Origin of the sequence: Marinomonas polaris DSM 16579 (assembly GCF_900129155.1) — a bacterium.
GTDB lineage: Bacteria > Pseudomonadota > Gammaproteobacteria > Pseudomonadales > Marinomonadaceae > Marinomonas > Marinomonas polaris.
Genome location: NZ_FQVF01000006.1, coordinates 124,678 through 137,648 on the forward strand (window position 1 = coordinate 124,678; position 12,971 = coordinate 137,648).

The window sequence follows — 12,971 nt, forward strand, 5'->3', positions numbered from 1 at the left end:
ATCCGCTTATGCGTCGAAATCGATACCTATACGACGACCTACATCTTCGTAAGCTTCGATCACGCCGCCCAAGCCTTGGCGGAAACGATCTTTATCTAATTTTTCTTTGGTTTTAGCATCCCATAAACGGCAGCCATCAGGAGAAAACTCATCGCCCAATAAAACCTCACCCTTATATAGGCCAAATTCCAATTTGTAATCAACTAGAATCATGCCGCCTTCTGCAAAAATCGCTTTTAATACATCATTCACCTTGAATGTAAGCTCTTTTGCTTTAGCTAGGTCAGATGTTTTTGCCCAACCGAATGATTCAACATGAGATTCGTTGATCATTGGGTCACCTAATGCATCGTTCTTTAAAAACAATTCAAACGTTGGTGGTGTAAGAGTAATACCCTCTTCAACACCTAAACGTCGACAAAGGCTACCAGCAGCAACATTTCGAACGACACACTCAACAGGTATCATATCAAGACATTTAACCAGTGATTCTGTATCACTTAAAAGCTTTTCAAAATGTGTTGGAATGCCTGCTTCCTGTAATTTTGTCATGATGAATGCATTAAACTTATTGTTCACCATACCCTTACGGTCAAGCTGTTCAATTCTTTTACCGTCAAATGCAGAGGTGTCATCACGAAACACTAGAACCATTTTGTCAGGATCATCTGTACGAAATACAGATTTTGCCTTACCTGCATATAGCTCTTGTCGTTTTTCCATTGGAGGGTCTCCGGTTTTCTTTTGTGAGGGGTTAATCTAATTAAATTTAATTTAATTTACAAAACGTTGCGCCAAGTGATACGAAACCACTTCAGGTGAGTCCATAGAGGAAACATCAATAACTAAAAAGTCACCTGCTTTTTGATGAGTTATTTTGTAGGAATATTCACGCTCTTCCCAGCTAACATCATCCAAGTTTCGGCGAATAGTTTTAAGTGATTTTATTTTATCACTATCAACTAATGGCAAGGTTAGATCTACAACGTCACCAACACGAGCTACGTCTTCTGGCGGAACTGGCGCAAGTAATTGGTTTGATCCAGGTATAAGATAAATACCTGCTGCGTTCAATTTAGCTTCAACATCAGAAGGTGAAACCTTATCACCTAGATGAATTGCAAATATTCCATGATGATCTACCCAAATAGGAAAAGATGCCGCATCACCACGATTAGAAAGATATGCAGATGATTGATTCAGCTGACGCCCCACTGTTCCCCATAAACGTACAGCGACAGAATAAGCGTCATCATTTTGAACTGGACTCATCCAATTTCCTGGGCCGACATCTTGCTGCTCATCACGAAATTGTACTGTAACCAATGTTTTACCTTCTTCTTGTTCATTGAAGCGAAAAGAGAATGCAGTTTGAGCTGGATGAATACGAGTAATATCGCTCCATAATGATGCCCACCAACCTTGCGGATGAAAATCAAATGGTACACTTATTATCTGATCATCGCTTTGTGAAGCAATCGATGCTCCATCGCCATGAAGTGCGGTAAGAAAATCTGTAACAATACGTTTCGTTTGAGCAATATCAGCAGGGACAGTGAACTCAATAGCATCATCTTGCTCTTCAGTACCAACAGCAACCATTGGGTAAAATACAAATGGAGCCCTAGGCGTAGTATACGCAGTCTTCCCGTCTAGGTTAGCAATGTTTTTTTCATTAGGGATAACTAAAACATCGCTTGCTGGCATAGATCCAGCCGGCATATCCAGTGTTGAAGTAACTGGTTTTTCTTCTTGATAATCATCTGAATGATCCGTGAAAAAAACACTGCACCCAGACAACAAAATAGTCAACGAGCTTGCGCTCACAAACTGTAAGGTAAACTTATTCATACTAATAAAACTCCAGCTTCTATCATGGCTTGTCGAACGGCTGAATGATGCTGTTCAGAAAGAGGTGTAAGCGGCAATCGAATTCCTTCTTCGCATAGTCCTAGTTGACTACAAGCCCATTTTACAGGGATAGGATTAGACTCTAAAAATAAATTTTTATGAAGCGAAGAAATCGTTGTATCAATTGAATGTGCTTGATCCGCTTTTCCAGCTAATGCTGATTCAGCTGCTTGGGCAACGGCTTTAGGCGCTACATTTGCCGTAACGGAAATATTTCCTTTTCCACCCAAAAGCATCAATGAAACTGCCGTTGGATCATCTCCAGAGTATACGGCAAAGCTTTCAGGTAAAGCTTTAATCAATGCCTCACCTCGCTCTAGATTACCAGTAGCGTCTTTTATACCAACAATATTCTTAACCGAAGCTAGACGCACCACAGTATCATTTTGCATATCGCACGCAGTTCGACCTGGTACGTTGTATAGAATTTGAGGAATATCAACTGCATCTGCTATGGCTTTAAAATGCTGATACAAACCTTCTTGAGTTGGTTTGTTGTAATAAGGAGTCACAAGTAAGCAGGCATCTGCGCCAGCTTCTTTAGCACTACGAGTAAGGTCGATGGCTTCATGTGTTGCGTTTGCACCAGTGCCTGCAATAACAGGAACACGACCATTAACCGTATTAACAACCTGACGAATCACATTAGCATGTTCTACTGGTGTAAGAGTGGAAGATTCACCTGTGGTTCCTACGGCTACGATCCCGTGAGTACCCTCGTTAATATGAAACTCTATTAGATCATCTAATTTTTTAGTATCTACAGCGCCATCTGGTGACATAGGTGTGATAAGCGCAACTAAACTACCTGTGATCATTTCGAGTCTCCGATAAAATTATAAGCGCGCCTATAGTAACGTCCAGACTCTGGTTTAACAATAATTGACAGACGTAAAGCCGGAGTAAATTAACAAGAAACGCCATTCGGGAGGATTTTTAACTGATGTCTTGTTAAGCTAACGACTGCTAAACAAATACTAATAATAGGCAAACTATTTTTCTTTAAATATTTCGTTGAACTGTAGAGAAACTTTATGACAATCGAAATCGGACAAATTGCACCAGACTTTAATGCCAAAGATCAGAATGGCGACACCATTACACTAAGCCAATTTAAAGGTAAAAAAGTCGTTTTGTATTTTTACCCTAGGGATTCAACTCCTGGATGTACAGCTCAAGCTTGTGACTTACGTGATAACTACCAAGCACTATTAGATCAAGGTTTTGTAATTCTTGGGATCAGCACCGACACAGAGAAAAAGCACCAAAACTTTATCGCCAAATATGATCTACCTTTTCCACTGATCGCAGATACAGAGAAAGAAGTTCATGAATTGTATGGCACTTGGCAACTAAAGAAATTTATGGGCCGTGAATCAATGGGCACGGTAAGAACGACTTTTATCATTGATGAAAGTGGTGTTATTTCAGACATTATCAGCAAGGTCAAAACCAAAGCCCACGCTGAGCAAATCTTGAAATAAACAGAACAAAAAATGGCGCGATAATTTCCGCGCCATTTTTTTCATTTAGTCACTCAAATTCAAATACCACCGCGAATATGCTCTCTAACTTCTTCCCGATAAAATTCCGCTAATAACGCGTGCAACTCTTTACTCAAAGGCGGCAGAGACGATACGGCCGCATTGCGTACCACTTGGGAAGATCGACTAGCGCCAGCAATAATACTTGATACTTGAGGCTGATCTAAAATCCAGCGCAAAGATACATCCAATATATTATGCCCTTCTGGCAGCTTTCCCTTTAACGCTTCAACTAACTCAATACCTTTTTCAAAGGGTATACCATTAAAGGTTTCACCAACATGAAATGCAGCGCCATCTTTATTATATGAACGATGATCCCGCTCACTAAAGGCGTGATTAAGACTCATCTTTCCTGACAGCAAACCACTTGCTAATGGCAAGCGCACAATGATACCCACATTGTTCTTTTCAGCTAGCGGCAATAGTGACTCTGTCGCATCCTGACGAAATACATTGAACAATATCTGTAAGCTGGCTAACTCCGTATGACCACAACAAAACATCGCTTCGTCCAACATTTCCACACTGGCACCAAAATACTTAATGACACCTTCTTTTTTGAGGTCTTCCATCCAAGCCAATATATCACCTGAAAACAGCACATCACGAGGAACACAGTGCAATTGAGCAAGGTCGATAGACTCAACGCCTAAACGTTGAGCGGAAGCCTGCAAACTTTTCTTCACTGCGGCCTTGCTGTAACCATTAGGATAAAGCTCAGCGCTCCTACCTACTTTGGTCGCTATAACAGGTGACTTGTTCAACGACTTACGCCATTGACCTATTCGCTGCTCACTTAGACCGCCACCATAAACATCCGCTGTATCAAAAAAGTGAATACCTTCCTCTACTGCCGTTTGTAGTATTGCGATCGCTTCTTTATCTTCTACCGGACCAAAATCATTACCAAGTTGCCAGCAACCCAAGCCAATTTCCGACACCTCAAATCCTGTTTTCCCTAATGTTCTAGTTTTCATACACACTCCTAATAAACGAATTAATGATTAATCACACTACTATACGAGGGTTTTAACTGTTTATAATTATCGATATATTAAATTTATTGTTTAACAAGGCTTAACAATATGTGTGCTTATTTTCCTGAAGGCATAAGAGAATTTTTAGCAGTAGTTGAAGTACATAGTTTTTCGAAAGCCGCAGAACAGCTTAATATTTCTCGCGCTAGAGTCTCACAAATCATCAGCCGTTTAGAAAAAGACTTAGGTGTCCAGTTACTCTATCGATCGACCCGCTCTCTTTCTTTGTCTCCGGCTGGAGAAACTTTTTATCAGCTTGCACGACAAGGAGTGAATCAACTAGAACATGCGGTTCTGTCAGCTCAAAACGCTCATTCAAGTATTGGAGGTCAAATCAGAATCAATTCCGTTGGCGGTTTATTTGGTGAAGAGATACTTGCACCGATTTTAATTCGATTTATGAATGAAAATCCTAAGGTGGAAATAGAACTTAGCTTTTCGAGCACAAGGGAAGATTTGATTGAGTCGCAATACGATCTTGTGGTCAGAATGGGCACGCTTACTAACTCAAATTTAATTGGACGAAAACTAACGAGTTACACCAACTACTTAGTTGCTAGTACTACTTATTCTGACAGCATGCCGAAACTAAATAGTCCGAAAGATTTGCTTGATCACACGCTAATCAACGGCTCAGTAAAAAGATGGTCGTTCACACACATTAGCAGCAAAGAGAAGTATGAGCTTCCAGTGCAAGGTAAACTAAAATGCTCCAACGGACATGTCGTAAAGTTGGCAACCCTGGAAGGAACAGGCATCTCTAGACAACCTTCCTATTATGTAAAACAAGACATTCAATCGGGTCGACTGATAGTGCTACTGCCAGACTGGCAATTGCCTGACTCTGATGTCACTTTACTTTATCCTCAATCAAGAAATATCAGCCTTAGGGTAAAAGCCTTGGTGCACTACCTTGTGGAAGCCTTTAATATTAAGGCTGATTAATTCTCATAGAGACTTTTGCACGACGACTGCACTTACCTATCCTTTGTGCAAAAATCTCTCATAGATAAAAATGTCTCACTAAGGATTTCTATGCTCTCGGCATTAACTAACTCACTGACACCAATCTTATTGATGATTTGCTTGGGCTTCTTTCTTGGTAAAAAGACAGACTATCTAGAAAACCCATCACTGGCCGCACTGGTTTCAAACTTAGGCTTGCCTGCCTTGCTACTTTATTCTGTTTTATCGATGCAGATGCAAGTTTTCAGCATGCTCAAAATTATCGCCGCGACAGCTCTAGTATTAGTTTTGGTGTCGCTCATGTCATTTGTTTTTCTAAAAGCACTCAAGTTACCTACACGCTTTTATCTGCCACCTTTAGTCAATCCTAATACGGGAAATCTTGGTATCCCTGTTGCCTACGCATTATTTGGTGCCGAAGGTATGGCTATCGCCGTGGTAATTTCATCAGTGGTACAAATTAGTCATTTTACCTTGGGCGTTGGTTTTATGTCTGGCACCTATCAACCTAAGCAGCTGTTAAAAAATGGTCCCGTTATTGCTTTAGTGATTGGTGCGCTTTTCCTAAGTTTTAATATTAGCTTACCCACGCCTTTGATGAACACACTGAACATGCTCAGCCATATAACATTGCCTATTATGCTAATGCTACTAGGTAGATCCATTAGTGGTCTATCTATAAAAGAAAGCAGCAAAATCGGTCGCGCTTCTCTCTTATCACTATTTCGCCCAGTGGTAGGCGTTCTTTGTGCATGTTTGGTTGTCTACTTTTTTCCACTTAGCCGCCTGGAAGGCTCTGTATTAATTGTACTCAGTGCCATGCCTGTGGCAGTTATTAGTTATATGCTAGCAAGCAAGTTTAAGGGGCCAGTAGATGAAATTGCCCTCATGATTCTTATTTCTTTACCCATGTCACTTTGTATTGTTAGCTTGCTCTGGTGGCTGTATCTTTAAGTTGCCTTAAAAAATAAATTTCCGAAAAAAAACCGCATAATTTTAATATTATGCGGTTTGAATTTTAAAGCTAAGTAAAAACTACTGGCGCGTTAAACGATCATTCCCCAACACTAATGGTGCTGTTGAACGATATGGATTGATATCCAATCCTCCGCGCCTTACATAACGTGCATAGACAGTTAAACTCTCCGGCTTACACTGACGCATGATATCAATAAAAATTCGCTCAACGCATTGCTCATGAAAGTCGGTATGCTCACGGAATGAAATAACATACTTCAACAAGCTTTCGTGGTGAATCTTAGGGCCTTTATAATCAATAAAAACCGAACCCCAATCTGGTTGATTGGTCACAGGGCAATTTGATTTTAAAAGATGGCTAACCAATCGCTCTTCAACCACCCCCATTGTCTCATCAGTCTCTAATAAGCCTGCATTTGGCTGATATTCTGATACATCAACATCCAGTTCATCGATGCAATAATCAGGCGTTAATACTACCAACGATGCCATTGAATCAACATCGCGAATAATAACCGTCACTTCAGCACCAGCGGCCCGCGAAAGATCTTTCTCAAGTATGGCTTGGACTTCTTCAGCTGACTCATAACGCATTTGATTCAATGAATTCAAATACAATTTAAACGATTTTGATTCAATAATATTTGGCGAATCACAAGGTAAACGAAATTCAGCCAAGGCAACAATTGGCTTTCCTTTCAAGTTTAACCATGACAGTTCATAAGCATTCCAAACATCTTCACCAAAAAACGGCAGTCGCTCAGACTCGATAGCCATCTCAGTCCATTTATCAACTCTTGCAATGGGGTAAAGCAACCCTGCATCGTACTCAGAAACATATTCTGTTTGCTGACCTAAGGGTAAAAAGCCCATATAACACTACCTCAACTTCTAATACCTTTGCCCTGATTGAGCAAACGCAGACCGAATCCAAACAACACCACAATAAATACGCAAACAATAACAAGTGCCCAATATACGTTAATATCAGAAACACCCAAAATGCCGTAACGAAACGCATTAACCATATAAAGAACTGGGTTTAATAGCGAAACGGATTGCCAGAAATCAGGCAGCAAATCGATAGAATAAAACACTCCACCTAAGTAAGTGAGCGGCGTTAAAATAAAAGTCGGAACAATGGATACATCATCAAAACTTCTAGCGTAAATAGCGTTAACAAAACCGCCTAGAGAAAACATAATTGCCGTCAAACACACCACAAGAATCGTTAGGAATAAGCTTTCTAACGCCAAATGAGTAAAAAACAGCGACAGCACAGTAACAATCAAACCAACACACAAACCACGAGCCACACCGCCAAGCGTGTACCCCATTAGAATCACCCAGTTTGGTGTAGGAGAGACCAACAACTCTTGCACACTATGTTGAAACTTCGCAGAAAAGAACGACGAAGACACGTTGGAATATGAGTTTGTGATGACAGACATCATGATCAAGCCTGGCACAATGTATTGCATATAACTAAAGCCACCCATTTCACCAATTCGATCACCGATTAAGTTGCCGAAAATAGCAAAATATAATGTCATCGTAATAGCTGGTGGCAATAATGTCTGTGGCCAAATACGAGTAAATCGACGAATTTCTCTTACCAAAATCGTATAAAATGCGACCCAAATTTCCGAATTTTTCATCTATCTAGCCTTTAATTAATTTAACGAAGAGCTCTTCGAGTCGATTAGACTTGTTACGCATACTCACGACGTTGACGGAGATTGCATCAAGCGCCTGAAAGATGGCATTGATAGACTGCCCTTTAATAACTTCAACTTCGATCGTACTCGCGTCTTTACTGACTAACACACTGAAGCCAGGTAAAGCCCAGCCATTAGGCAGACTAGTATCTAAATCCAAAATAAAGGTTTCTTGATTAAGTGTTTTCAACAAAGCCTTCACACTGGTATTTTCAACAATTTGACCCGCATTAATAATGGCAATGTTTCGGCACAACTGTTCTGCTTCTTCCAGATAATGTGTGGTTAAGATAATTGTCGTACCTTGCTCATTTAGTTTTTTGATGAACTCCCACATAGAACGGCGAAGCTCAATATCGACACCGGCGGTTGGCTCATCCAAAATAAGCACTTCAGGCTCATGAATTAATGCTCTGGCTATCATTAAACGACGTTTCATACCGCCAGATAGCATTCGCGATTGATCGTTTCTTTTATCCCAAAGGTCTAGCTGTTTTAGGTACTTCTCCGCACGCTCTTCTGCTAACGAACGGCTAATACCATAAAAACCAGCCTGAGTTACCACAACATTAAAAACGGTCTCGAACACGTTAAAATTAAACTCTTGTGGCACAACACCAAGATATTTTTTGGCTTTGGCAAAATCTTTATCAATATCTGTACCAAAAATAGACACTTTGCCCGATGTTTTATTCACTAACGAGCATAAAATACCGATTGTCGTAGACTTGCCCGCTCCATTTGGACCGAGTAACGCGAAGAAATCTCCTTTTTCAACTTTTAAATCGATACCTTTTAGCGCTTCAAAGCCGCTATCATAGCGCTTTTTAAGGTCACTAATTTCGATTGCATATGTCATAATTGAAGTTCTCGTACGGCAGTAGCCGACTAAATAGTTACTTACTTGAATAGGGTTTTACGTGGAATCACGCACACAATACATACTTGACGCTTTTGCTGATTTGCGTCAGCGCATCGCAGAACACGCACCTTTTGATCAACCAGACTTGGCAGAAGAAGAATTAGACTTCTTAGAAAAGTGGGACGGCCTGATAAAAAACATTCAGGAAAATACCCATGATTATACTTTCGATGCCCAAGAGGTATTATCACGCTTCATACGATGCTACGCAAATCTAGTCCCTCTAATAAAGAGAGAGCTATTATGGTTTGTCGGTGGCGAATGCCTGCATTTTCTAGGTGATGAGGAAATTGCTCTTTATCAACAGCTGGAAGACCATTTATATGAGCTAGACAGTCAAAATAAAAGCTATGATATATCAAAAGAAATCAGTGCATTACGCGGCACACCAACTCAAATCCATTAATAAAACTAGCTACGGTGGGCAGATTATAATCTGCCCACCTAGTATTTAAGATATTTTCTTAAATACTAATGTTCCATTCGTACCACCAAAACCAAACGAGTTATTTAAAACAACGTCTATTTTACGTTTTTGTGGTGTTCCAGGAACATAATTCAAATCACAACCGTCACTCGGCTCATCTAAATTAATGGTTGGTGGAGCAACTTGATCTCGAATAGCAAGTATCGAAAAAATTGATTCAACTGCTCCCGAGGCACCAAGCAAATGCCCTATCATGGACTTAGTCGAGCTAATTGCGACATCTGATGCATCTTCACCCATTAACGCTTTTACCGCATTAGTTTCTGCTAAATCACCAGCAGGAGTTGATGTACCATGAGCATTAATATAATCGATATCTAAAGGCGTAAGACGAGCATCGTTCAGAGCAGCCCTCATAGCCGACGCAGCTCCTTCACCACTCTCTGGCGGAGCAGTCATGTGATAAGCATCGTCACTCATACCAAAACCCACAAGCTCTGCATAAATTTTTGCACCACGTGCAATAGCATGTTCGTATTCTTCTAGTACTAAAATACCAGCACCATCCCCCATCACAAAACCATCACGGTCTTTATCCCATGGACGACTTGCTGTTTTATGATCATCGTTACGAGTGGACAATGCTCTAGCCGCTCCAAAACCGCCGATACCCAATGGAGTAATAGCCATTTCAGCACCGCCAGCAATCATCACATCAGCATCACCATAAGCGATCATGCGACCTGCCATACCAATATTATGCGTACCAGTAGTACACGCGGTAACAATAGAGATATTAGGGCCTTTAAAACCAAAACGAATCGCAACATGACCTGAAATCATATTAATAATCGCGCCTGGAACAAAAAAAGGAGAAATACGTTTTGGGCCTGACTCATTCAACAGCTCAAGGTTCTTTTCAATCATTGGCAAACCACCAATACCAGAACCTATCGCGCAACCAACACGGCTTAAATCCGCTGTATCGGCATTAAGATTGGCATCATCCAAAGCTTGCACTGCGGCTGCGATACCATATTGAATGAAAAGATCCATTTTGCGAGCCTCTTTAACGCTCATATATTGAGTCGCATCAAAGCCATTTACTTGCGCTGCAAAACGGGTGGAAAACAGACTGGCGTCAAAAGAAGTGATCTCAGATACACCACTCTTTCCTTCCAAGATGCTATCCCACGTATCTTTCACATTATTGCCAAGGGGTGTCACCATTCCCATTCCTGTGACTACAACCCGACGACGAGACATAAGATTTCTCCAGCAATTCGCCCTCAATTCTTTAAGAGCTATTAATAAGAAAAGCCGCTGTAACGAATACAAGCGGCTTTTCGGAAAACTCAGTTCACCAATATCTTACAAGTTAGCGTTGATGTAGTCGTTCGCTGCTTGTACGGTAGTGATTTTTTCAGCTTCTTCATCAGGAATTTCAGTATCAAATTCCTCTTCAAGAGCCATTACTAGCTCAACTGTATCTAGGGAATCTGCACCTAGGTCATCAACAAAAGATGCTGAAGCAACAACATCTTCTTCTTTAACGCCTAGTTGTTCACAAACGATTTTCTTAACGCGTTCTTCAATGCTACTCATTAGAAGTTCCTACTCTACTCATTAACAGCTCAGTGTGAGCATATTATAAAAATTCGATCACCAAAAAAGGTGTGATTCTCGACATGAACCGGAGACGTATTTTCGTTGAATTAAACATAAAATTCAACTCAAATTACGACATATACATACCGCCATTGACATGTAATGTCTCACCGGTAATGTAAGCAGCGCCATTTGACGCCAAAAATGCGACAGCTGCCGCAATTTCTTCTGGTTGACCAAGACGTGATGAAGGCACTTTTTCGACCAATTTGGCCTTATGCTCTTCAGATAACACCTTAGTCATATCCGTTTCAATGAACCCCGGAGCCACACAATTTACAGTGATACCGCGAGATGCTATTTCTGCTGCCAAAGAACGACTAAAACCCTCTAGCCCAGCTTTTGCTGCAGAATAATTTGTTTGTCCGCCATTGCCCATAGAGCCAACAACAGAACTAATACTAATAACACGACCAAATTTTGCTTTAGTCATGCCACGTAAGCAAGCCTTTGTAACACGAAAAACAGAAGTTAGATTAGTATTAATCACTTGATCCCACTCATCTTCCTTCATTCGCATCATTAAATTATCACGAGTAATGCCGGCGTTGTTAACAAGAACCGTTGGCGCACCAAATTCAGCAGTAATTTCTTTAATTACCGCATCAACTGACTCACTTGATGACACATCAAGCACCCAGCCTTTACCATTAGCGCCCAAATATTCAGTAATACTTTGCGCACCAGACTCACTAGTTGCCGTACCAATAACGGTCGCACCTTGCTCAACTAGAGCAACAGCAATCGCTTTACCAATGCCGCGAGTAGCTCCAGTCACTAGAGCAATTTTTCCTTCAAGACCCATACCTGTCTCCAACAATCTATTTCAAAAAGTGCATTTCGAACAAATAATAAAATACTATTACGCAGACAAAGCCGCTTCAAATCCAGCCAAATCACCCAAAGAAGATGTTTCTAAACCTTTGACTATTCGCTTATTAAGACCACTCAGCACTTTACCAGGACCACACTCTACCGTAGACGTTACACCTAATTCCGAAAGTAACACAACAGATTGCGTCCACAAAACTGGCTCACTTAATTGAGAAACCAAGTTTGCCTTGATCACAGAAGGGTCAGAAACAGCTTGAGCAGTAACATTCTGCACCAAAGTGCAGGAAGGCGATTTAAAAACAATAGTCTCAAGTTTCTCGGCTAATTTAGCGCCAGCAGGAATCATAAGCTCGCAATGCGATGGAACACTCACCGGTAAAGGCAATGCACGCTTAGCTCCTGCTTCTTTTGCATTCACCATCGCAGCCTCTACAGCTGCAACATGACCAGCAATCACAACTTGCCCTGGCGAGTTAAAATTAACCGCGCTAACAATACCTGGAGCCGCAGCGCACGCAGCAACCACTTTATCATCATCAAGACCAATAATCGCAGCCATTGCACCCTCGCCCGCAGGAACCGCTTGCTGCATGTATTCACCACGCAACTTAACAAGCTCTACCGCGTCAGTAAAAGCAATCACACCAGCACACACTAAAGCAGAATACTCGCCAAGACTATGACCTGCAACATACGCTGGCTTATCACCACCCTGCTGCTCCCAAAGGCGCCATAGAGCAACACTGGCCGTCAACAGCGCCGGCTGAGTTTTATCCGTTTGACTAAGTCTCTCAGCATCATTCTGCACAAGATCCCATAAATCATAACCAAGAACATCAGATGCTTCGGCGAAAGTTTGCTTTATTATTTCATGTTTTTCCGCCAAATCAGCCAACATCCCTAACTGCTGAGAACCCTGACCTGGAAAAACAAAAGCTAATTTAGTGCTCATTTAATCTCCTA

At 41.2% G+C, this 12,971-nt stretch carries 15 protein-coding genes; 4 read left to right on the forward strand and 11 right to left on the reverse strand.

Going from position 1 to position 12,971, the window contains the following annotated elements:
- Positions 1-6: 6 nt before the first annotated feature.
- The 3 genes from purC to dapA are packed head-to-tail and all read right to left on the reverse strand — an operon-like array spanning position 7 to position 2,729.
- Entirely contained in the window at positions 7-723 is a 717-nt protein-coding gene (gene purC / locus BUA59_RS07585; RefSeq protein ID WP_072839114.1) for a phosphoribosylaminoimidazolesuccinocarboxamide synthase, read from the reverse strand.
- Between the two features lie 51 nt (positions 724-774).
- A complete protein-coding gene (locus BUA59_RS07590) occupies positions 775-1,851 on the reverse strand; it encodes a hypothetical protein (protein ID WP_072839115.1) in 1,077 nt (358 codons plus the stop codon).
- The gene (dapA, locus tag BUA59_RS07595; RefSeq protein WP_072839116.1) at positions 1,848-2,729 is read right to left on the reverse strand and encodes a 4-hydroxy-tetrahydrodipicolinate synthase; all 882 of its coding nucleotides are present in this window, start codon (positions 2,727-2,729) and stop codon (positions 1,848-1,850) included. The genes BUA59_RS07590 and dapA overlap by 4 nt, the downstream gene beginning before the upstream one ends.
- Before the next feature lie 216 nt (positions 2,730-2,945).
- Between dapA and bcp the strand changes: the two genes are divergently transcribed.
- Positions 2,946-3,395: a thioredoxin-dependent thiol peroxidase gene (gene bcp / locus BUA59_RS07600; RefSeq protein WP_072839117.1), complete on the forward strand. Its 450-nt coding sequence runs from the start codon at positions 2,946-2,948 to the stop codon at positions 3,393-3,395.
- A 59-nt stretch (positions 3,396-3,454) separates the two neighbouring features.
- Here bcp and BUA59_RS07605 read toward each other — a convergent pair whose 3' ends face one another.
- The gene (locus BUA59_RS07605; RefSeq protein WP_072839118.1) at positions 3,455-4,435 is read right to left on the reverse strand and encodes an aldo/keto reductase; all 981 of its coding nucleotides are present in this window, start codon (positions 4,433-4,435) and stop codon (positions 3,455-3,457) included.
- 108 nt (positions 4,436-4,543) lie between these two features.
- Here BUA59_RS07605 and BUA59_RS07610 point away from each other — a divergent pair, with 108 nt between their 5' ends.
- The gene (locus BUA59_RS07610; RefSeq protein ID WP_072839119.1) at positions 4,544-5,440 is read left to right on the forward strand and encodes a LysR family transcriptional regulator; all 897 of its coding nucleotides are present in this window, start codon (positions 4,544-4,546) and stop codon (positions 5,438-5,440) included.
- Positions 5,441-5,530: 90 nt separating this feature from the next.
- On the forward strand, positions 5,531-6,415 hold the full coding sequence (locus tag BUA59_RS07615; RefSeq protein WP_072839120.1) for an AEC family transporter: 885 nt from the start codon (positions 5,531-5,533) through the stop codon (positions 6,413-6,415).
- Between the two features lie 81 nt (positions 6,416-6,496).
- Here BUA59_RS07615 and queF read toward each other — a convergent pair whose 3' ends face one another.
- The 3 genes from queF to BUA59_RS07630 are packed head-to-tail and all read right to left on the reverse strand — an operon-like array spanning position 6,497 to position 9,016.
- Positions 6,497-7,312, reverse strand: a complete 816-nt coding sequence (gene queF, locus BUA59_RS07620; RefSeq protein WP_072839121.1) for an NADPH-dependent 7-cyano-7-deazaguanine reductase QueF — start codon at positions 7,310-7,312, stop codon at positions 6,497-6,499.
- Positions 7,313-7,323: 11 nt separating this feature from the next.
- Positions 7,324-8,097: an ABC transporter permease gene (locus tag BUA59_RS07625; protein WP_012069838.1), complete on the reverse strand. Its 774-nt coding sequence runs from the start codon at positions 8,095-8,097 to the stop codon at positions 7,324-7,326.
- Between the two features lie 4 nt (positions 8,098-8,101).
- The gene (locus BUA59_RS07630) at positions 8,102-9,016 is read right to left on the reverse strand and encodes an ABC transporter ATP-binding protein (RefSeq protein ID WP_072839122.1); all 915 of its coding nucleotides are present in this window, start codon (positions 9,014-9,016) and stop codon (positions 8,102-8,104) included.
- A gap of 61 nt (positions 9,017-9,077) precedes the next feature.
- Between BUA59_RS07630 and BUA59_RS07635 the strand changes: the two genes are divergently transcribed.
- Positions 9,078-9,485: a PA2817 family protein gene (locus BUA59_RS07635; RefSeq protein ID WP_072839123.1), complete on the forward strand. Its 408-nt coding sequence runs from the start codon at positions 9,078-9,080 to the stop codon at positions 9,483-9,485.
- A 45-nt stretch (positions 9,486-9,530) separates the two neighbouring features.
- Here the strand turns inward: BUA59_RS07635 and fabF are convergent, their stop codons facing one another.
- From fabF to fabD, 4 genes are all read right to left on the reverse strand, one after another.
- Entirely contained in the window at positions 9,531-10,772 is a 1,242-nt protein-coding gene (gene fabF, locus BUA59_RS07640) for a beta-ketoacyl-ACP synthase II (protein WP_072839124.1), read from the reverse strand.
- 105 nt (positions 10,773-10,877) lie between these two features.
- A complete protein-coding gene (gene acpP / locus BUA59_RS07645) occupies positions 10,878-11,111 on the reverse strand; it encodes an acyl carrier protein (RefSeq protein ID WP_012069834.1) in 234 nt (77 codons plus the stop codon).
- Positions 11,112-11,244: 133 nt separating this feature from the next.
- Positions 11,245-11,979, reverse strand: a complete 735-nt coding sequence (gene fabG / locus BUA59_RS07650) for a 3-oxoacyl-ACP reductase FabG (RefSeq protein ID WP_072839125.1) — start codon at positions 11,977-11,979, stop codon at positions 11,245-11,247.
- Between the two features lie 57 nt (positions 11,980-12,036).
- Positions 12,037-12,960 carry an ACP S-malonyltransferase gene (gene fabD, locus BUA59_RS07655; RefSeq protein ID WP_072839126.1) on the reverse strand — a complete coding sequence of 308 codons (924 nt, stop codon included), beginning with the start codon at positions 12,958-12,960 and terminating at the stop codon, positions 12,037-12,039.
- Between the last annotated feature and the right edge of the window lie 11 nt (positions 12,961-12,971).

Coding starts and splice junctions, on each gene's coding strand:
- fabG (WP_072839125.1), bottom strand. CDS start 11,979: ATGGGTCTTGAAGGAAAAATTGCTCTAGTGACTGGAGCTACTCGCGGC.
- BUA59_RS07630 (WP_072839122.1), bottom strand. CDS start 9,016: ATGACATATGCAATCGAAATTAGTGACCTTAAAAAGCGCTATGATAGC.
- acpP (WP_012069834.1), bottom strand. CDS start 11,111: ATGAGTAGCATTGAAGAACGCGTTAAGAAAATCGTTTGTGAACAACTA.
- BUA59_RS07605 (WP_072839118.1), bottom strand. CDS start 4,435: ATGAAAACTAGAACATTAGGGAAAACAGGATTTGAGGTGTCGGAAATT.
- queF (WP_072839121.1), bottom strand. CDS start 7,312: ATGGGCTTTTTACCCTTAGGTCAGCAAACAGAATATGTTTCTGAGTAC.
- dapA (WP_072839116.1), bottom strand. CDS start 2,729: ATGATCACAGGTAGTTTAGTTGCGCTTATCACACCTATGTCACCAGAT.
- fabF (WP_072839124.1), bottom strand. CDS start 10,772: ATGTCTCGTCGTCGGGTTGTAGTCACAGGAATGGGAATGGTGACACCC.
- purC (WP_072839114.1), bottom strand. CDS start 723: ATGGAAAAACGACAAGAGCTATATGCAGGTAAGGCAAAATCTGTATTT.
- BUA59_RS07610 (WP_072839119.1), top strand. CDS start 4,544: ATGTGTGCTTATTTTCCTGAAGGCATAAGAGAATTTTTAGCAGTAGTT.
- fabD (WP_072839126.1), bottom strand. CDS start 12,960: ATGAGCACTAAATTAGCTTTTGTTTTTCCAGGTCAGGGTTCTCAGCAG.
- BUA59_RS07615 (WP_072839120.1), top strand. CDS start 5,531: ATGCTCTCGGCATTAACTAACTCACTGACACCAATCTTATTGATGATT.
- BUA59_RS07590 (WP_072839115.1), bottom strand. CDS start 1,851: ATGAATAAGTTTACCTTACAGTTTGTGAGCGCAAGCTCGTTGACTATT.
- bcp (WP_072839117.1), top strand. CDS start 2,946: ATGACAATCGAAATCGGACAAATTGCACCAGACTTTAATGCCAAAGAT.
- BUA59_RS07625 (WP_012069838.1), bottom strand. CDS start 8,097: ATGAAAAATTCGGAAATTTGGGTCGCATTTTATACGATTTTGGTAAGA.